This window comes from Actinoplanes hulinensis (assembly GCF_019429605.1).
GTDB lineage: Bacteria > Actinomycetota > Actinomycetes > Mycobacteriales > Micromonosporaceae > Actinoplanes > Actinoplanes campanulatus.
Genome location: NZ_JAHXZI010000013.1, coordinates 121,115 through 143,672 on the forward strand (window position 1 = coordinate 121,115; position 22,558 = coordinate 143,672).

The 22,558-nt window shown below is 73.1% G+C and carries 2 protein-coding genes; both read left to right on the top strand.

The window, feature by feature from the left end; translation table 11 throughout:
- Window positions 1-54 precede the first annotated feature (54 nt).
- The gene (locus KZ829_RS44120; protein WP_220146279.1) at window positions 55-20,352 is read left to right on the top strand and encodes a non-ribosomal peptide synthase/polyketide synthase; all 20,298 of its coding nucleotides are present in this window, start codon (window positions 55-57) and stop codon (window positions 20,350-20,352) included.
- A complete protein-coding gene (locus tag KZ829_RS24635) occupies window positions 20,349-22,490 on the top strand; it encodes an AMP-binding protein (protein WP_220146280.1) in 2,142 nt (713 codons plus the stop codon). The genes KZ829_RS44120 and KZ829_RS24635 overlap by 4 nt, the downstream gene beginning before the upstream one ends.
- Window positions 22,491-22,558: the final 68 nt, after the last annotated feature.

Below are 22,558 nucleotides of genomic sequence, written 5' to 3' on the forward strand. Positions count from 1 at the left end.
GATAGAAGCGGGTGATCGAGAAGGCCAGGCCAACATAGGTTAGCCTCACCTAAATTGTTCGTCGTTCGCTGGGAGCGCCACACCATGCCCGACCTCCGGGATTCCGCCACCGTCTCGATCGGCACCCCGTTGGAGCACACCGGCGCGTACGTCCTCGACGCCGGGCTCCAGCCCGTGCCGTCCGGTGTGGTCGGCGAGCTGTACCTGACCGGGCCGTCGCTGGCACGCGGCTACCGGGGGCGGCCGGCGCTGACCGCCCAGCGGTTCGTGGCCGACCCGTACGGCGACCCCGGCGACCGCATGTACCGTACCGGCGACCTGGCCAAGGTCCGCCCGGACGGCGAGATCGAGTACGTGGGCCGCGCCGACCAGCAGGTGAAGGTCCGCGGCTTCCGGGTGGAACTCGGCGAGATCGAGGCCGCCCTGTCCGCGCTGCCCGGTGTGGCCGGCGCGGCCGTCCTGGCGGTGCCCGGCCCGGTGGTCCGCCTGGCCGGTTACGTGGCGGGTGACGTCGATCCGGCCGCGCTGCGCGCCGAACTTGCCGCCACCCTGCCCGACTACCTGGTCCCGGCGGTGATCGTCCGGCTGGACCGGCTGCCGCTCACCCCGAACGGCAAGGTCGACAAGCGTGCCCTCCCGGCGGCCGAGATGCCGGTGGTCGCCGGCCGCGCCCCGGCCACCCCGCTCGAAGCCGCCCTGTGCGCCCTGTTCGCCGACGTTCTCGGCCTGGACACGGTCGGCGCCGACGACGACTTCTTCGCCCTCGGCGGCCACTCGCTTCTCGCCACCCGCCTGATCGGACGGCTCCGCGCCGATCTGGGCCGGGAGATCAGCCTGCGTGACCTGTTCGCCGCGCCCACCCCGGCCGGGGTGGCGGCCGCCTCCACCGAGCAGGCCCCGGCGCGGCCCGCGCTGACCCGCCGCGACCTGCCGGAGACCGTGCCCCTGTCGTACGCCCAGCAGCGCCTGTGGTTCCTGAGCCGCCTCGACGAGGACACCACCGCGTACCACATGCCGTTGATCGCCCGGCTCACCGGCGACCTGGACGTGCCCGCCCTGAATGCCGCCATCGGGGATCTCGCCGACCGGCACGCCACCCTGCGCACGGTCTTCCCGGCCGGCCCGGACGGCGTCCCCTACCAGCGCGTCCTCGACGATCGGCCGGTCCTCGGGCGCACCGGCGACGTGGCCGCGACGATCCGCGAGCCGTTCGACCTGACCCAGGATCTGCCCCTGCGGGCCGCGCTGCGCAGGATCGACGACACCACCCACGACCTGGTCCTGCTGCTGCACCACATCGCCGGCGACGAGTGGTCGATGAAACCGCTGATGACCGATCTGGCCACCGCCTACCGGGCCCGCCGCGACGGTCACGCCCCGGACTGGACGGCACTGCCCGTCTCGTACGCCGACTATGCCCTCTGGCAGCGGGAACTGCTCGCCGCCGCCGAACCCACCCAGATCGCGTTCTGGCGCGACGCCCTGGCCGGCGCCCCCGACGTGATGGACCTGCCCACCGACCGGCCCCGCCCGGCCGTCGCCGGGGGCGAGGGCGCCACCGTCGGCTTCCACCTGCCCGCCGACCTGGCCGACAGGGTTCGTGCCGCGGCCGCCGGCAGCAGCGTCTTCATGGTGCTGCACGCGGGCCTCGCCGCCCTGCTCACCCGGCTCGGCGCCGGCACCGACATCGTGGTCGGCACCCCGGTCGCCGGCCGTGGCGACACCGCCCTCGACGATCTGGTCGGCTTCTTCGTCAACACCCTCGCATTGCGCACCGACACCTCCGGCGATCCCACGTTCGCCGAGTTGCTGGACCGGGTGCGGCAGACCGACGTGGCCGCTTTTGATCACGCCGACCTGCCGTTCGACCGGCTCGTCGAGCGGCTGAACCCGGCGCGGTCGCTGGCGTACCACCCGCTGTTCCAGACGCTGCTGGTCTACCGGGCTGGGCTGGGGGAGACCCTGGATCTGGCCGGACTGGACGCGGCCATCGAGATCACGCCGGCCGGGGACGCCAAGTTCGACCTGACGGTGAGCGTCGCCGACGGTGGCGCCGGGCAGCCGATGCACGCCGGGCTGGAGTTCCGGGCCGCATTGTTCGACCGGGCCACCATGGAGACGTTCGCCGACCGGTTCACCCGGCTGCTGGCCGCCGCGGTGGCCGAGCCGGACCGGCCGATCGGCGCGATCGACCTGCTCACCGCGGATGAGCGGGACGCCGTCCTGCACCGGTGGAACGACACGGACCGGCCGATCGTGCGGGCGACCCTGCCCGGTCTGGTCGCCGAGCGGATCGCCGCGACCCCGGATGCGCCGGCTGTCACCTTCGAGGGTTCGACCCTGTCCTACCGGGAATTCGGCGAGCGGGTCGATGCGCTGGCCCGCCGCCTGGTCGCGCGGGGCGCCCGGGGACGGATCGTCGCCGTACAGATGCCCCGGTCTCTTGATCTTGTCGTTGCCCTGCACGCGGTGCAGCGGGCCGGTGGCGCGTATCTGCCGATCGACCCCGATCTGCCGGCGGACCGGATCGCGTTCATGCTGGCCGACGCCGATCCCGCGGTGATTTTGACCGGAATTGATCTTTCGGACGCAGCAGTTGATCTTCCGGTGGTCAAAGAGACCGACCCCGCCTATCTCATCTACACCTCAGGATCGACGGGCCGGCCGAAGGGCGTGCTCGTCCCACACGTCGCCATCGTCAACCGCCTGCTGTGGATGCAGCACGAATACCGGCTCCAGGAAGGTGAGCGGGTCCTCCAGAAGACCCCGGCCAGCTTCGACGTCTCCGTCTGGGAGTTCTTCTGGCCGTTCCTGGTCGGCGCCCACCTCGTCGTGGCCCGCCCCGACGGCCACCGCGACCCCGCCTACCTGGCGGAATTGATCCGCGACGAGCAGATCACGACGGTCCACTTCGTGCCGTCGATGCTCCAGGCGTTCCTGGCCGAGCCGACCGCCGCGACCTGCACCGGGCTGCGCCGGATCATCACCTCGGGCGAGGCCCTGCCGGCTGCCCTGGCGAGCGACTGCCTCGCCCTGCTCCCGGCCGAGTTGCACAACCTGTACGGACCCACCGAGGCCGCCGTCGACGTCACCTCCTGGGCGTGCGCGCCCGGCGACCAGGTCGTACCGATCGGCCGTCCGGTCTGGAACACCCGCCTATACGTGCTGGATCGCCACCTCAAGCCGGTCCCGCCGGGCGTTCCCGGCGAGCTGTACCTGGCCGGAATCCAGCTGGCCCACGGCTATCTGGACAGGTCCGGGCTCACCTCCGAACGGTTCGTCGCCAACCCGTTCGGCGCGGGCCGCATGTACCGCACCGGCGACCGGGCCCGCTGGCGCTCCGACGGCGCCGTCGAATACCTGGGCCGCACCGACGACCAGATCAAACTGCGCGGCTTCCGGATCGAGCTGGGCGAGATCGAGGCCGCCCTGACCACGGCGTCCGGCGGCCCCGCGGCCGTCGCGGTCCGCAACGACATGCTGGTCGGCTACACCGTCAACCCGGTCGACCTGGAACCGCTGCGCCGCACCCTGCCCGCCTACATGGTCCCGTCCGTGACCGTCCGGCTCGACGCGCTGCCGCTGTCGCCGAACGGCAAACTCGACCGCCGCGCCCTGCCCACCCCGGCGATCACCGCGACCGGCCGCGCCCCGGAGACCCCGCAGGAACGCACCCTCTGCACGATCTTCGCCGACCTGCTCGGCCTGGACACGGTCGGCGCCGACGACGACTTCTTCGCCCTCGGCGGCCACTCGCTTCTCGCCACCCGCATGGTCAGCCGGATCCGCCTCGAACTCGGCGCCGAGATGCCGCTGCGGTCCGTCTTCGAAGCCCCGACGCCCGCGGGACTCGCTCTGCGCCTGACGGCTGCGGGTCCGCAGCGTCCTTCACTGACAGCAGGGGTACGCCCGGAGCGTCTTCCCCTCTCCGCGGCTCAGCAACGCCTGTGGTTCCTGGACCGCCTGGACGGGCCGGGCGCCACCTACCACCTGCCGCTGGTGCTCAAGCTGTCCGGACCGGTCGACGTCCGGGCGCTGGCCGCCGCGATCACCGACCTGACCGTGCGCCACGAGACGTTGCGGACCGTGCTGCGCACCGAGGACGGGGAGGCGTACCAGGAGATCCTCGACCCGATTCCGGTCACACTGCCGGTGCTGCCGCCGGACGATTTCGACGCGGCGGTGAACACGCCGTTCCGCCTGGACGCGGAGCCGCCGCTGCGGGCCGCACTGATCGCCGACGGGCCGGACGAGCACCGGCTGCTCCTGCTGCTGCACCACGTCGCCGGGGACGAGTGGTCCCTCGAACCGCTCTGCTCCGACCTGGCCGTGGCCTATACGGCCCGCACCGCCGGGATCGCGCCGGACTTCACCGCGCTGCCGGTGCAGTACGCCGACTACACCCTCTGGCACACCGAGCTGCTCGGCGCGATCGGCACGGAACAGGCCGAATACTGGACGTCGGCGCTCGACGGCCTGCCCGAGGTCCTCGAACTGCCCACCGACCGGCCCCGCCCGGCCGTCGCGTCCAGCGCCGGGCGCCTGCACGGCTTCACCATCCCGGCCGACCTGCACCGCGGACTGCGCGACCTGGCCAACAGCACCGGCACCAGCCTGTTCATGGTCCTCCAGGCCGGACTCGGGGCGCTGCTCACCCGGCTCGGCGCGGGCACCGACCTGCCGATCGGCGTGCCGGTCGCCGGGCGCGCGGACGCCGCCCTGGACCGGCTCGTCGGGTTCTTCGTCAACACGCTGGTGCTGCGCACCGACACGTCCGGCAACCCCGGCTTCCGCGAGCTGCTCGATCGGGTCCGGGCCGTCGACCTGTCCGCGTACGACCACGCGGACCTGCCGTTCGACCGGGTCGTGGAGGCGGTCAACCCACGCCGGTCGGCCGCCTACAGCCCGCTGTTCCAGGTGATGCTCTCCTACCAGAACGGCATGCAGCAGGCACCGGTCCTTCCCGGCCTGACCGCCGAGATCGCCTACACCGAACCGGAGATCGCCAAGTTCGACCTGACCGTCAGCGTCGCCGAGACCCCCGGCACCGACGGCCTGGCCGGCTACCTCGAATACCGCATCGACCTGTTCGACCCGGCCACCGTTGCCCAGCTCGCCGACCGGTTCACCCACCTGCTCGCGGCCGCCGTCGCCTCACCCGACCGGCCGATCGGCGACCTCGACATCCTCGCGCCCGCCGAGCGGCCGGTCGCGGCGGCGCCGATCGCGGCCGTCACCGTTCCCGAGGTGCTGGCCGCGCAGGCCCGCCGCACCCCGGACCGGACCGCTGTCACCGACGGTGAACGGGCTCTCTCCTTCGCCGAGCTGGACGTGGCCGTGGAGAGGCTCGCGACCTGGCTACGCCGGCAGGGTGCTGGACCGGAAACGGTCATCGGGCTGCGGCTGCCGCGCGGGGTGGACGCGGTCGTGGCGCTGCTCGGTGTGCTGCGCTCCGGAGCGGCGTCGCTGCAACTCGACCCGTCCTACCCGGAGACGCGGATCGCCGCCATGACCGCCGCCGCGAAACCGCTGCTGGTCCTGGACGCGCTGCCGGCCCTCGACGGCCCGGTCGACCAGATGCCGTACCCGCACCCATCGACCGCCGCCTACGTGATCTTCACGTCCGGGTCGACCGGCACCCCGAAGGGCGTCGTCGCCACCCACGGCAGCCTCGGCACCCTCTACGCCTCGCACGCCACCCGCCTCTTCCCGGCCGACGGGCTGCGGATCGCCCACACCGCCCCGTTCACCTTCGACTCCTCCTGGGACCCGATCCTGTGGATGGCCGGCGGCAACACCCTGCACGTGGTCGACGGCGACACCTACCGTGACCCGGAGGCGCTGCTCGCCCTGCTGCGCTCCGAACGCATCGACTACCTCGACTTCACCCCGTCCTACCTGGCCCAGCTCGTCGCGGAGGGCCTGTTCGACGGCGACCACCACCCGGGCATCGTCACGGTCGGCGGCGAGGCCGTCCCGGCCGCCCTCTGGGACCGTCTTCTGGCGCAGCCCGGCCTTCTCGCCATCAACCAGTACGGGCCCACCGAGACCACCGTGGACGGCTACGTCTGGTGGAACACCGGCGCGGCCGCCACCGCGGGCAGCGCCGCCTACGTCCTCGACGCCGCCCTGCGCCCGGTTCCCGCCGGGGTCACCGGCGAGCTGTACGTCGGCGGCGCCTCGGTGGCCCGCGGCTACCTCGGCGACCCGGCGCTCACCGCCACCCGGTTCGTGGCCGACCCGTACAGCGGCGGCCGCATGTACCGCACCGGCGACCTGGCCCGCTTCGGCTCCGACGGGGTGCTGCGCATCCTCGGCCGCGCCGACGACCAGGTGAAGATCCGCGGCTTCCGCATCGAACCCGCCGAGATCGAGGCGGTGCTGCTCGAACACCCCGCGGTGGTCCAGGCCGCGGTCGTCATCCGCGAGGAGCGTGGCAGACAACTTGTCGCGTACGTGGTGGGCGCCGCCGATCCGGCCACGGTGAAGACGTACGCGGCCGAGCGCCTGCCCGACTACATGGTCCCGGTCGCCGTCGTGGTGCTGGACGCGCTGCCGCGTACCGCCAACGACAAGCTGGACCGCAACGCGCTGCCCGCCCCGGATCTGGCCGTCGAGAACGCGGCCGCCGCCAGCGCCGCCGAGGCCACCCTCGCACGCCTGTTCGCCGAGGTCCTCGGGGTGCCCGGGATCGGTGTCACGGACGGGTTCTTCGACCTGGGCGGCGACAGCATCTCGTCGATCCAGCTGGTCAGCCGGGCCCGCGCCGCCGGTCTCGTGGTCACCCCGCGGGACGTGTTCACCCACCAGACGCCGCGGGCGCTCGCTGCGGTGGCCCGTGAACTCGACGGCGCCCCGGTGGAGACGGCCGCCGACGCGCTCGGCGAGATCCCGGCCACCCCGATGGCGGCGTGGCTGACGTCGCTCGGCCCGGTCACCGCCGGGTACCACCAGTCGGTGGTGCTGCGGGTGCCCGCCGGCGCCGACCTCGAACCAGCCCTCACCGCCGTGCTGCACCGCCACGACCTGCTCCGGTCCCGCCTCGACGGCGACACGCTGACCGTCCCGGGCGAACTGCCCACCGACTGGTTCCGGGCCGTTCCGCTGGTGCCGACCGCCACCGAACCATCGGGCGGCCGGTCTGAGCCGGTGTGGCAAGGGCTGGTCGATGTCGAGTCGGCGGCCGCGATCGCGCGGCTCGACCCAGGCGTCGGCCGCATGGTGCAGGCCGTCCACCTCGACCATGGGGACGAGCCCGGCCGCCTGATCCTGGTGATCCACCACCTGGTCGTGGACGGTGTCTCCTGGCGGATCATCCTGGACGACCTGCGGGCCGCCTACGCGGGGACTCCGCTGCTGCGGTCGGGCACCTCGTTCCGGAGGTTCGCGCAGGCCCAAGCCGCCGAGGACCGGTCGGGCGAGCTGCCCTACTGGGGATCGGTGCTGGCCGGGGACGAGCCGCTGCTCGGGTCGCGGCCGCTGGACCCGGCGCTGGACACCACCGCCACCTCCCGCGAGCTGACCCTCACACTGCCCGCCGCGGTGGCCGGGCCGCTGCTCGGCACGGTGGCCGCCGCCTTCCATGCCGGGGCCAACGACGTGCTGCTCACCGGGCTCACCCGGGCCGTGCAGGCGTGGCGGGGGAGTGCGGGCGCGCTGATCGACCTGGAGGGCCACGGCCGCGAGGTGGACGGGCTCGACGCGACCGTGGGCTGGTTCACCACGGTCTACCCGGTCCGGCTCTCCGCTGGCGGGAACACGGCCACGAGTCTGAAATCGGTCAAGGAGCAGCTTCGCGCCGTACCAGGGAACGGCCTTGGGTTTGGGGTTCTGCGGTGGCTCTCGGGTGAGCTTGCCGATGTGCCCGCTCCGCAGATCGGTTTCAACTATCTGGGGCGGATGCCGGCGCCTGCGGACGTCGATTTCGGGGTGGCGCCGGAGCGTGCCGCCGCCGGTGGGGCGCTGGACATGCCGTTGCCGCACGCCGTCGAGGTTAACGCCGCGACCGTGGGCGGTGAGCTGCGGGCGACCTGGACGTGGGCCGGTGGGGTGCTCGACGAGGCCGACGTGCGGGCGCTGGCCGAGGCGTGGTTCGCCGAGCTGACCGAAATCGCACAGCTCACTGAGGGAGGGCTGACGCCGTCCGACGTGACCGCCGACGTCACCCAGGGTGATCTGGACGCGCTCGGTGGTGGGCTGGTCGACGTGTGCCCGCTGTCGCCGTTGCAGGAGGGCATGCTCTTCCACTCCGAGTTCGACGCGGACGCGCCCGATGTCTATCTGAGCCAGCTCGCCATCGATCTGGCCGGGCCGTTGGATGTAGCCGCGCTGCGGCGGGCCGTGGACACGCTGTTCGCACGGCACGCCAACCTGCGGGCCTGGTTCGGGCGCACCGGCGACGGGCGGACGGTCGCCGCGATTCCGGCCACCGTGGACGTGCCGTGGCTGGAGGCCGACTTCGACGACGGGTTCGAGCAACGCGACCGGGCCCGCAAGTTCGACATCACCCGGGCGCCGCTGGCCCGGTTCGCGCTGCTGCGGCAGGGTGTGGACCGGCACCGGCTGCTGTTCAGCAACCACCACGTGCTGCTCGACGGGTGGTCCACGCCGGTGCTGCTCGGGGAGCTGTTCGACCTGTACCGGGGGCGGAGTCTGCCCGCCGCCCCGCAGTACCGCGACTACCTCCGGTGGCTTGCCGGCACCGACCGGGAGGCCTCGCGGCAGGCCTGGCGGTCTGCGCTCGAGGACGTCACCCCCACCCTTGTGTCCGGGCCGGCGAACGCCCGCGTGGCGGTTCTGCCCGGCACCATCACGGTTTCGGTCGACGGCGATCGGCTGTCGGCCGCCGCCCGGCGGCTCGGCGTCACCCTCAACACCGTCGTGCAGGGAGCTTGGGCTCTTCTGGCCGGGCAGCTCACCGGCAGTAGCGACGTGGTGTTCGGGGCCACCGTGTCCGGCCGGCCCGCCGAGGTGCCCGGCGTCGAGACGATGGTCGGGCTGTTCATCAACACCGTGCCCGTGCGAATCCGGCTCGACCCCGCGGAGACGCTCGGCCAGTTGCTGCGACGGGTTCAGGCCGAGCAGGCGGTTCTGCTCGACCACCAGCACCTCAGCCTCGCCGAGGTGCAGCGCCTTGCCGGGGAGGGGGACCTTTTCGACACGCTCGCCGTGTTCGAGAACTACCCCTACGACCCGGAGAAGGCCGCCGAGACCGTCGCCGGGCTGACCATCGGCGCTGTCGCCGGGCGCGACGCCACCCACTATCCGTTGAACGTCACCGTCACCCCGGGTGACGGGCTCCAGGCGCACCTCGACTACCGGCCGGACTGCTTCTCTCCTGAGGAAGCCGGAACCATCGCCGGGCAACTCGCCGCCCTTCTCGGCACGATCGGTGCGGACACCGGGCGGCTGGTCGCCGCGACCAGCGTCGTCACCGCCGACTCGGCCCAGTACGGCCACCCTGCGCAACCGCTCACGCCGGTCGCCGCGTTGCCGTCCTCGCCGGCCGGCGCGTCGCCGTTCACGCCGATCACCTCCTGTCTGGCCGAGCACACCGGCACGGCTGTCGTCGGGCCGGACCGGACGCTTTCCTTTGCCGAACTCGACGCCGAGTCCAACCGGGTCGCCAACACGCTGCTCGCACTGGGCGCCGGGCCGGAGACGGTGGTGGCGCTGCGGCTGCCGCGTGGCGCGGACGCGATCGTCGCCCTGTTCGGCGTGCTCAAGGCCGGTGCGACCGCGTTGCCGATCGACGCCGCCTACCCGGCCGACCGGGTGGCGCTCATGCTCGCCGACGCACGGCCGGTGGTCACCCTCGACACGTTGCCGTCCGGCGGTGCGGCTACGCCGCCGCCGGTTTCGCCGGAGCCGGGCCAGGCGGCCTACATCATCCACACATCGGGATCCACCGGTACGCCCAAGGGCGTCGTCGTCAGCCACGGCTCGATCGCGAACCTGCTCGCCGGGCACCGCCGTGACCTTTTCCCGTCGGCCGGCCGACTTCGGATCACGCACACCGCGTCGTTCGGGTTCGACGCCTCCTGGGACCCGATCCTGTGGATGCTCGCCGGGCACGAGCTGCACGTCCTCGACGACTACGCCGACCCCGACGTGTTCCTCGCCCACCTGCGCGAACACCGGATCGACGGGATCGACTTCACCCCCGCCTACCTGGAACAGCTCGTCGACCGCGGCCTGCTCACCGGCCCCGGCCACGTACCGTCGGTGGTGTCGGTCGGCGGCGAGGCCGTGCCGCCGGGGCTGTGGCGGACGCTGCTCGACGCCGGGGTGCGGGCCCTCAACCTGTACGGGCCGACCGAGTACACGGTCGACGCGTACCAGTGGACCCCCGACGGTGGCACGCCGATCGCCGGGACCACCGTGCGGGTCCTCGACGCCGCGCTGCGCCCGGTGCTGCCCGGCGTGACCGGCGAGCTGTACCTGACCGGCCCAGGTCTGGCCCGCGGCTACCTCAACCGGCCCGGCCTGACCGCCGAGCGTTTCGTCGCCGACCCGTTCGGTGAGAGCCGCATGTACCGCACCGGCGACCTGGCCCGCTTCACCGACGGCCGGCTCGAACTGCTCGGCCGCGCCGACGACCAGGTCAAGATCCGTGGCTACCGGATCGAGCTGGGCGAGATCGAGGCCGCACTGGCCGCCCTCCCTGGCGTGATCCAGGCGGTCGCCATGGTCCGCGAAGACCATCCCGGGGTACGGCGACTCGTCGGCTACGTCGTCGGATCCGCCGATGTGGCCCTGCTGCGCGACCGGCTGCCCGACTACATGGTCCCGTCCGCGATCGTCACCCTCGACGCGTTCCCGCTCACCCCGTCCGGCAAGGTGGACCGGCGTGCCCTGCCCGCCCCGGCGCAGCCGGCCGGCGCCTCCCGTACGCCGCGTACCGACGCCGAACGCCTGATCCAGACCCTGGTCGGCGAGGTGCTCGGGGTGTCCGCCGGGATGACCGACAGCTTCTTCGACCTCGGCGGCGACAGCATCTCGTCGATCCAGCTGGTCAGCCGGGCCCGCGCGGCCGGCCTCATGCTCACCCCACGACAGGTCTTCGAGGAACGTACGGTCGAGGCGCTCGCCGCCGTAGCAGCGCCGGTCACGCTCGACCGGGCCGAGCCACGCGACGCGGCCTACGGCAGGATTCCGGCCACCCCGATCATCCGCTGGCTGCGCGACCTGACCGGCGGCGACATGGCTCTGGCCGCCGGCTACAGCCAGGAGATCCTGGTCCACCTGCCCGACGGCCTCACCGACGACACGCTGCGATCGGCCCTACAGGCGGTCTACGACGCACACGACCTGCTCCGAGCCGCCCTCACCGATGGCTGGGACCTGTCGGTTCCCCCTCCCGGCGCCGCTGTCCCGTTCCGAGTGGGCGGTGCCGATGTGGCCACCGAACTGACGGCCGCCCAGCAGCGCCTGGACCCGGCCGCCGGCCGCATGATCGAGGCCGTCCGCCTGCGGCTGAACGAAGGCGACCGCCTGCTTCTGGTCATCCACCACCTGGCCGTCGACGAGGTCTCCTGGCGCATCCTGCTCCCCGACCTGGCCGCCGCCTGCGAAGGCCACCCGGTCACCCCGGCCGGCACCTCCTTCCGCCGCTGGACCACCCTGCTCGCTGAGCGTGACGCCGCTTCCGAGACCGCCCTCTGGACGGCTGCCCGGGCCGCCGGAGCGCCGCTCGGGGACCGCCCGCTCGACCCGGCTGTGGACACCACCGCCACGCTGCGGCGGCTGGAGATCAGCGTCCCGGCGGAGCCACTGCTGTCGGCGGTGCCGGTGGCGTTCCACGGCAACCCGGAGGATGTGCTGCTCACCGGGCTCGCCCGGGCGCTGCCCGGATGGCGGCGGGCGCACGGCTACGGCGACGACACGGTGTCCGTGGTGGATCTGGAGAGCCATGGCCGCGCGGATCTTCCACGCGCCGACACGGCCCGGACGGTCGGCTGGTTCACCAGCCTCTACCCGGTCCGGCTCGACCCGGGCACTGGCGACGCCGCCGCATCGCTGAAGCTGGTCAAGGAGCAGTTGCGGGCCGTACCGGACCGGGGTGTCGGATTCGACGGCGGCAGCACCGGGCCGATCTGCTTCAACTACCTCGGGCGGGCCGGGTCGTTCACCGGCGAGCCGTGGTCGCCCGCGCCGGAGTCGTCCCAGCTGCGGGGCGGCGCGCGGGAGTTGCCCGTGGCGTACCCCCTCGAAGTGAACGCCGACATCCGCGACGGCGACCTCGTCGCCGTGCTGACCTGGCCCGATGGGGTGTTGACCGAGGCCGCGGTGGCCGACCTGGCCGAGCGCTGGCAGGACGCCCTGCGTGAGCTGGCGGCCGTCGAGCGCGGCGGCCGGACCCCCTCCGACCTGCCACTGGTGGGCCTTACCCAGGCCGAGATCGACGAGATCGAGGCCGCCCACCCGGATCTCGCCGACGTGCATCCGCTGTCACCGCTCCAGCGGGGCATGGTCTTCCACACCCTGCTCGACGACTCCGGCCCCGACGTCTACGTCACCGAACTCACCATCGACCTGTCCGGCCCGCTCGATGAGGACCGGCTGCGCGCCGCCCTCGACACCGTCCTCTCCCGCCACGAGAACCTGCGGATCGCCGTGCACCGCACCGCCGCCGGCTCGGTCGTCGCGGTCGTCCCCCAAACCGCCAGCGTGCCGTGGTCGGACACCGTCCCGGACCGCTTCGACCTCGCCACCGCCCCGTTGATCCACGCCAGCCTGTCCGAAAGCGGCGGCACCAGCGATGCCGAGCCGGGTGCAGTGGCCGAAAGCGGCGCGGCCGGGCGGCGGCTCACCGTCACCAGCCATCACCTGCTGCTGGACGGATGGTCGACGCCGCTGTTCATCGGCGAGCTGATGGCCGCCTACCAGGGTGGCGGCCTGCCCACGGTCGCGCCCTTCCGGCGCTACCTGTCCTGGCTGAACGAGCAGGACCCGCAGGTTTCCCGCCAGGCGTGGCAGCTGGCGCTGGACGGCGCCGAGCCGTGTCTCGCGGCCGCCGCCGGGCACCGCGAGCCGATCCACCCGGCCGAGATCACCGTCGGACTGGACGTGGCGCTCGACGACGCGGCCCGCACCCTCGGCGTCACCATGAACACCGTCGTACAGGGCGCCTGGGCCATGCTGCTGGCCGGCCTCACCGGCCGCGACGACGTCATCTTCGGCGCGACCGTCTCCGGCCGCCCGCCGGAGGTGGACGGCGTCGAGCGGATGATCGGCCTGTTCATCAACACCGTCCCGGTACGGGTGCGGCTGCATCCGGGCGAGACCCTCGCCCAGCTGCTCACCCGCATCCAGGCCGAGCAGGCCGCTCTCACCGCCCACCACCACGTCGGCCTCACCGAGATCCAGCGGCTGGCCGGCGCGGGCGAGCTCTTCGACACCCTGGCCGTGTTCGAGAACTACCCGTTCGACCCGGACCAGGCGGCCCGCGACGCCGACGGCCTCACCATCACCGGCGTGGGCGGCAGCGACGCCACCCACTACCCGCTGAGCCTGTCGGTGATCCCCGCCGAGACCCTCGAGCTGCACCTCGAATACCGCCCGGACCGCTTCACCGCCGACCGGGTCACCGAACTGGGGGAGCGGCTCGCCCAACTGCTCACCGCTTTCGCCACCGACGCGCGGCAGTTGGTCGGCCGAGTGCCGAACCCGGGTGCGGCAGCGCCCGTGACCGGCCCTGAGATCGGCGAGAAACCGCTGCTGCCGGCCGTTTTCGCCACCACGGTGGCCGAGAACCCGAACGAGGCCGCACTGGTCGCGGGGCAGAGGCGACTGACGTTCGCGCAGCTCGACGCCGCGTCGAACCGGCTGGCGAGGTGGCTGATCGCCCAGGGCGCCGGGGCGGAGACGTACGTGGGCCTGCGGCTGCCCCGCGACGAGTCCTACGTGATCGGCCTGCTGGCCGTGCTCAAGTCGGGCGCGGCCGCCCTGCCGATCGACACCACCTATCCGGCCGACCGGGTCGCGCTCATGCTGGACGACACCCACCCGGTCGTGGTCCTGGACGAAGACGGGCTGCCCGACCTGGACGGCTACGACGAGGGCCCGCTGACCACCCGAATCGACCCGCGCCAGACCGCGTACGCCATCTTCACCTCCGGCTCCACCGGCCGCCCGAAGGGTGTGGCGGTCACCCACGCCGCCATCGCCAACCTGCTCGCCTCGCACCGCGCCGGCGTGTTCACCGAACAGCGGCTGGCGATCGCCCACACCACCTCGTTCTCGTTCGACGCGGCCTGGGACCCGATCCTGTGGCTGTTCGCCGGTCACGAGCTGCACGTGCTCACCGACGACGTCTACCGCGACCCCGAGCCGATGGCGGCCTACGTCGACACGCACCGGATCGGCTACCTCGACTTCACGCCGGCCCACCTGGGCCAGCTGCTCACCGCGGGCCTGCTGGGCGAGGGCCGGCACCGCCCGAGCGTGGTGTCGGTCGGCGGCGAGGCGGTCCCGGACACCCTGTGGCGGCAATTGGCCGCGATCGACGGCCTGACCGTCAACAACCTGTACGGCCCCACCGAGTACACCGTCGACGCCTGGCACTGGCAGTCCACCGGCCGGTCGCGGCCGATCGGCGGCACCCGCACGTACATCCTGGACGGCGCGCTGCGGCCGGTCCCGCCGGGCGTTCCGGGCGAGCTGTACCTGGCCGGCGCCGGTCTGGCCCGCGGCTACCTGAACGCGGCCCGTACCGCCGAACGGTTCGTCGCCGACCCGTGGCAGGCCGGCGAGCGGATGTACCGCACCGGCGACCTGGCCATGTGGGAGCCGGCCGGCAACCTGCGGCTGCTGGGCCGCACCGACGACCAGGTGAAGATCCGCGGCTACCGGATCGAGCTGGGCGAGGTGGAGGCCGCCCTGGCCGCGTTGCCCGGCGTCGACCAGGCGGTCGTGGTGGTTCGCGGCGAGGGCGCGCGCCGCCTGATCGGCTACGTGACCGGCGAGGCCGCCGACGTGCGGGAACGGCTCGCCGCCACGCTGCCCGACTACATGGTTCCGGCGGTGATCGTCCACCTCGGCGAGCTGCCGCTGACGGCCAGCGGCAAGGTCGACCGGGCCGCGCTGCCCGCCCCGGACCTGGCGGCGACCACGAAGAGGGAGCCCGTCACCGCGGCCGAACGGATCCTGTGCGATCTGTTCGCCCAGCTCCTCGGCCTGGAGACGGTCGGCGCCGACGACGCGTTCTTCGACCTGGGCGGCGACAGCATCTCGTCGATCCAGCTGGTCAGCCGGGCCCGCGCGGCCGGGCTGGCGATCACCCCGCGGCAGGTGTTCGACCACCGCACCCCGGCCGGCCTGGCCGCGGTGGCCGGCGCGGTCCGCGACGACGCCGAGCCGCGCGCCGAGGCGTTCGGCGAGGTGCCGTTCACGCCGATCATGCACTGGCTGCACGAGCTGGGCGCCGGCACGCGCGGTTTCAGCCAGGCCGTGATGATCTCGTGTGAGAAGGAGAACCTGCCGGCCGCCCTCCAGGCCCTGCTGGACACGCACGACCTGCTGCGCGCACGCACCGACGGCACCCGCCTGATCATTCCTCGGCCGGGCACGATCACCGCCGAGGACGTGCTCAGCGACTGGTCAGGCGACTGGGCCGCCGACGCCCGCCGCGCCCAGGCGGAACTGGACCCCGACGCCGGGATCATGCTGCGTGCCGTCCACGGCGACGGCCGCCTGCTGCTGGTCGCCCACCACCTGGTCGTCGACGCGGTCTCGTGGCGGATCCTGCTGCCCGACCTGGAAGCGGCCCAGACCGGCCGGCGGCTGGAGCCCGCGCCGACGTCGTTCCGCCGCTGGTCGCGCCGCCTGTCCGAGGAGGCCGCGAGCAGGCGTGACGAGATCGGAGCGTGGCGGCGCATTCTCGCCGGTGACAACACCCCATTGGGCGTACGCCCACTCGGGCCCCAGGACACCACGGCCACCATGCGTCACCTGCGCCGGACGCTGACCGGGGCGGCGCCGCTGCTCACCACGATCCCGGCCGCGGTACACGGCAACGTGGACGACGTGCTGCTGACCGCCCTCGCCGACGCGTTCGGCCGCCCGTCGATCCTGGTCGACCGGGAGACCCACGGCCGCGAGGACCTGGGCGTGGACACCTCCCGCACGGTCGGCTGGTTCACCAGCGTCCACCCGGTCCGCATCTCCGCCGGCGGCTCGATCAAGCGGGTCAAGGAGGAGCTGCGGGCGGTCCCCGGCTCGGGCATCGGCTACGGGCTGCTCCGCTATTTGGACGGCGAACTGGCCGGCACCGCCCAGCCGCAGATCGCCTTCAACTACCTGGGCCGGGCCGTGGCCGCCGCCGAAGGCAGCCAGGGAATCGGCGAGGGTGGGGCCGACGCCGACATGCCGGCCACCCACGTCATCGAGATCAACGCGGAGGCGTCCCCGGACGGCACCGAACTGGTCGCCGACTGGTCCTGGCCGGACGGCGTGCTCACCGAGGAGCAGGTCGCCGCCTACGCCGACGCCTGGTTCACGGCACTACGAAGGCTGGGCGGCGAACACGGCCACACCCCGTCCGACTTCCCACTGGTCAGGACGGGCCAGCCGGAGATCGACCGCCTCGAAGCCACCTACCCCGGGTTCGCCGACCTGCTGCCCGCCTCACCGTTGCAGGAGGGCCTCGCCTACCACGCCGAACTGGGCGCCGACGTCTACACCGTGCAGCTCGCCTTCGACCTGGAGGGCGAGGTCGACGCGGCGCGACTGCGCACGGCCGCCCGCGACCTGCTGCGGGCCCACCCCAACCTGGCCGCCGGCTTCCTCCAGGGCGAGCACGGCCTGCTCGCCGTGATCCCGGCCGACCCGGAACCCGCGTGGCGGGAACTCGGCGCACCCACGGATGCCGACTGCGAGCGGGCGGCCGAGGAGGACCGGGCGCCGTTCGACCTGGCCGCGCCGCCACTGTTCCGGTTCACCCTGCTGCGGCGGGGCCCGGGACGCAGCCGCCTGCTGATCTCCAACCACCACATCCTGCTCGACGGCTGGTCCACGCCGCTGCTGGTCGGCGACCTGTTCGCCCGGTACGCCGGACAGCGCCCGGCCGCGGTCACCCCGTACCGGGAGTATCTGACGTGGCTGGCCGGGCAGGACCCGGCGGCGGCGCACGCGGCCTGGGCCGACGCCCTGGAGGGCCTGGACCGGCCCACCCGGGTCGCGCCGGACACGCCGCCCGCGCTGACCGTTCAGGAACAGCACGAGGTGACGCTGCCGGAGGACCTGACCGCGGCCCTGACCGGCTGGGCCCGGACCCGCGGGCTCACCCTGAACACCGTGGTCCAGGGCGTGTGGGCGCTGCTGCTCGGCCAGCTCACCGGCCAGGACGACGTGGTGTTCGGCACCACCGTGTCCGGCCGTCCGGGCGGTCTGCCCGGCGTCGAGGACATGATCGGCCTGTTCATCAACACCGTTCCGGTACGCGTCCGCCTGCACCCGGACCGCACGGTCGGCGACTACCTGGACACCGTCCAACGGGAACAGTCCCGGCTGCTCGACCACCAGCACCTCGGCCTGGCCGAAATCCAGCGGATCGCGGGATCGGGAGAGCTGTTCGACACCCTCGCCGTGTTCGAGAACTACCCGTTCGACGCGGAGAAGGCGCGGCAGACGTTCGCCGGGCTGCGGATCACCGGGGTCGTCGACGAGGACACCACCCACTATCCGCTGGCCCTGGCCGTGAACCCGGGCGACCGTCTGGTGCTGCAACTGCGGTACCGGGCGGACGCGTTCACCACCGCCGAGGCCGAGGTGCTCGGTGAGCGGCTGCACGCCCTGTTCCGGGCGGTGCCGGGCGCCGCCGCCACCCCGATCGGCCGGTTGTCGCTGCTCACCGCCACCGAGGCAGGCGAACTGGCCGGGTTCACCGGCCGGGCCGGCGGCTACCAGCCGCAGACCGTCGCCGAACTGTTCGCCGCCCACCAGCGGCCGGACGAGATCGCCGTGGTCTGCGAGGACCGGCGGCTCACCTACGTCGAACTGGACGCCGCCTCCAACCGGCTGGCCCGGGTGCTGCGCAGACACGGCGCCGGCCCGGAGCGGACCGTGGCGCTGGCCCTGCCCCGCGACGTCGAGATGGCGATTGCCGTGCTGGCCGTCGCCAAGGCGGGCGCCGCGTACCTGCCGATCGACCCGGCCTACCCGGCGGCCCGGATCGCGCACATGCTCGCCGACGGCCGCCCCGTCGTCGGCCTGGCCACCCGGGCCACCGCGGCGGCGCTGTCCGGCGTCGAGACGCTGCTCATGGACGACCTAGACGAGACCGACGACAGCCCGCTCGACGTCCACGTGGATCCGCGCCACCCGGCGTACGTGATCTACACGTCCGGGTCGACCGGCCTGCCGAAGGGCGTCGTCGTCACCCACGAGGGCGTCGCCGCACTGCTCGCCACCGCACGCGAGTCGTTCGGCGTGGACGAGAACTCGAGGGTGCTCCAGTTCGCGTCGATCAGCTTCGACCTGGCGTTCTTCGAGCTGGCGATGGGCCTGCTCACCGGCGCCCGGTCGATCGTCGTGCCGTCCGCCCGGCGGGTGGCGGACCGGGCGCTGACCGACTACATCACGTCGAACGGCGCCACCCACATCGCGCTGCCACCCGCGGTGCTCGGCGCGCTGCCGCCGGACGCCGAACTGCCCGCCGGGGCCGTGCTGCTGTGCGGAACCGAGGCGGTCACCCCGGAACTCGCCAGGCGGTGGGGCGAGCGCATGCGGTTCATCGACGCCTACGGGCCGACCGAGGCGACGGTCAACTCCACCCTGTGGGAGTACCGGCGCGGCTGGGACGGCGCCCGCGTCCCGATCGGCGTCCCCGACCCGGGAACCACCGCATACATCCTGGACAAGGCCCTGCGACCGGTCCCGGTGGGCGTCAAGGGCGAGCTCTACCTGGGTGGTCCCGGCCTGGCCCGGGGGTACGCGGGACGCCCCGCCCTGACCGCCGGACGTTTCGTCGCCAACCCGTGGGAGCCGGGACAGCGGATGTACCGCACCGGTGACGTGGTGTCCTGGCGCGAGGACGGCAACATCGACTTCTTCGGCCGTTCCGACGACCAGATCCAGCTGCGTGGTTTCCGGGTCGAACTCGGCGAGATCGAGGCGGCCCTCGCAGAGCAGCCGGAGGTACGCCAGGCCGCCGTCGTCCTGCGCACCGACCACGGCATCAAACGGCTCGTCGGCTACGTGGTCCTCGACCGCCCCGCCGGTGACCTGCGGGACCGGCTCGCCGCCACCCTGCCGGAGCACATGGTTCCGGCGGCCGTCGTCGAGCTGGACGCGCTGCCGCTCACCCCGAACGCCAAGCTGGACCGCCGGGCGCTGCCCGCGCCGGAGTTCACCGTGGGCGGCAGCGGACGGCCGCGCACCGCCACCGAACGCCTGGTCTGCGGTGTGTTCGCCGACGTGCTGGGCCTGGACCAGGTGGGCGTCCAGGACGGCTTCTTCGACCTGGGCGGGCACTCGCTGCTGGTCGTGCGGGTGCAGATGGCGTTGCAGGGGACGGTGACGGTGCCGGACATCATCGCCAACCCGACCCCGGCCGCCCTCGCGCGGCTGATCGACTCCGGCGCCGAGCCGGGGGCCGCGCTGCGGCCGCTGTTGCCGCTGCGCCCCACCGGCGACGGGGAGCCGCTGTTCTGCGTGCACCCGGCCGCCGGGCTGGGCTGGTCGTTCGCCGGGCTGGCCCGGTACACGAGACGGCCCGTCCACGCGTTGCAGGCCCGCAGCCTGACCGAACCCGGGCACACCCCGACCGCCGAACAGATGGCCGCCGACTATCTCGCCCTGATCCGCGAGATCCAGCCGGACGGCCCGTACCACCTTGTCGGCTATTCGCTGGGCGGGACGGTGGCGCACCTGATGGCCACCGAGCTGCGCCGCGCCGGGCAGGACGTGCGTCTCGCCCTGCTCGACGCGTACCCCGGAAAAGAAGGAAGCGGAGAAACCGGCCCGGCGGCCGGCGACGGCCTGGACTTCCTGCTCGCCCTGTCCGACCTGGACGCCCTGCCGGCGGACCGCGACGAGGCGTTCGCCGCGCTCAGCGGATCGGGGGTCCTGGCCGGCCTCGGACGGCCCGCACTGGAGGCGATCGAGGCCAACCTCGCGGCCGCCGGCGGGCAGGTCGACGGCGCCGCGCTGGGCTTCTTCGACGGCGAGTTGCTGCTGTTCACGGCGGCGAACGAGGAGGCCGACGACGCGTTCCGGGCGGACGCCTGGGAGAAGCACGCCGCATCGGTACGGGTGGTGCCCGTGCCCTGCACCCACGACGAGATGACCGACCCGGCCGCGCTCGCGCTGATCGGCCCGGAGCTGGCGAACACCTGGGAGAACCACCGATGACCGAACACCTGCGGCTGTCCCCGGCCCAGTCCCCGCTCTGGTACGCCCAGCAGCTCGACCCGGCCAGCCCGGTCTACAACACCGCCGACTACGTGCGGATCGAGGGCCCGCTCGACGTGGCGCGATTCGAGGCGGCCGTCCGGCAGATGGCCGGCGAGGCGGAGTCGCTGCACACCCGGTACGGCTCCGACGACGCCGGCCCATGGCAGGTGATCGACCCGCGGCCGTTCCCGTTCCCGGTCCGCGAGTGTGGCGAGGACGAGGCGCTCGCCTGGATGCGGGCGGACGTCCGTACCCCGGTGGACCTGGCCGAGGGCCCGCTGTTCGCGCAGGCGCTGTTCCGGGTCGGCCCGCAGACGTGGCTGTGGCATCAGCGGATCCACCACATCGCCATCGACGGGTTCGCGTTCTCGATGCTGGCCCGCCGGGTCGCCGACCTGTACACGACGGGGGAGGGGCGCCCGTTCCGCCCGTTCGCGACCGCTCTCGACGTGGCCGGCGCCTACTTCGCCTCGCCGAAGCACCCGGCCGACCGGGAGTTCTGGCGCGGCTACCTGGACGGGATGCCGGAGCCGGCCGCGCTGGCCGCCCCGGCGCCGGTCGCCGACCACACGGTCCGGGCGGTCACCCGGATCGGCCCCGAGCGGGCCGCCGAGCTGAAGGGCCTCGGCGTCGGCTGGCCGGAGCTGTTCGCCGCGGCCACCGCCGCCTACCTGCACCGGATGACCGGTACGACCGAGGCCGTGCTCGGCCTGCCGGTGATGGGCCGCCTCGGCACCCCGCTGCTGCGTGTCCCGGCGATCGTGATGAACATCGTGCCGCTGCGGGTGCCGGTCCGTCCCGACCAGACGCTGCCCGCCCTGGCCCGGCAGATCGCCGCCGAGATCAAACGGTCCCGGCCGCACCACCGCTACCGGCACGAGCAGATGCGGCGTGACCTGGGGCTGGTCGGCAGCGACCGGCGGCTGTTCGGTCCGGTGGTCAACGCCATGCCGTTCGACAACGACCTGCGGTTCGGGGCGGCTGTCGGCACCATGCACAACATCTCGGCCGGGCCGGTCGAGGACCTGGCGCTGGGCATCCGCGACTTCGGTGACGGCACCGGGATGAGCCTGGAGGTGGACGGCAACCCGGCCCGCTACACCGAGTCCGGCCTGGCTGATCATCTCGACCGGCTGCTGCATTTGCTGGCGGAGCCGGAGACGCCGCTGGGCCGGTCGCGGCTGGGCCCGGCGGTCGCGCCGCGCCGTCCGGTGTGGCGGGATCGCGACGCCATGCCGGTTCTGGACCGGATCGCCGCGCAGGTGGAGTCGGCCCCGGATGCGGGGGCGGTCGAGCAGGGCGGGACGCGGTACACGTACGCCGAGTTGTGGGCGAAGGCCGGCGCGGTCGCCGCCGGCCTGGCCCGTCGCGGGGTCGAGGCGGACAGCCTGGTGGCCGTGCGGATGCGACGGGAGCCGGACGCGATCGTGGCGATCCTGGGCGTGCTGCTGGCCGGTGCGGCGTATCTGCCGATCGACCCGGACGGCCCGGCGGGACGCAACACGGATGTGCTGGAGGACGCGCGGCCGGTCCTGATCCTCGACTCGGCAGTGGCCGGATCGGGGGTGGTACACCGGAACGTGCCGGGGGACGCGCTCGCTTACGTGATCTACACCTCGGGTTCGACCGGCCGCCCGAACGGTGTGGAGATCAGCCGGGGCGCCCTGTCGCATTTCGTGGCGGCGGCCACCCACCGGTACGGGTTCACCGACAGTGACCGGGTGCTCCAGTTCGCGGCCCTCCACTTCGACGCGAGTGTGGAGGAGATCTTCGGCACTCTCTCGACCGGTGGGACGCTGGTGTTGCGCGAGCCCGAGATGCACGCCTCGGCCGAGACGTTCCTGAAAGCATGCGCGGAGCTGCGACTCACCGTGCTCGACCTGCCGACCGCGTTCTGGCACGAACTGGTGCACGCCCTCACCACCCAGGACATCAGGGTCCCGGATTCGGTACGCACAGTGATCATCGGTGGCGAGGCGGCGCTGCCGGACCGGGTCGCCGCGTGGCAGAAAATCGCCCCGAATGTCCAGCTCTTCAACACTTACGGGCCGACCGAATCCACTGTGGTGGCCACCTCCGCGTCGATCGGACGTTAGGTAAGCCTTACCTCATGTGGTAGAAACTCAGCGCGGCCTAGCCGCCTGATTCCGACTGCTCCCCGGGA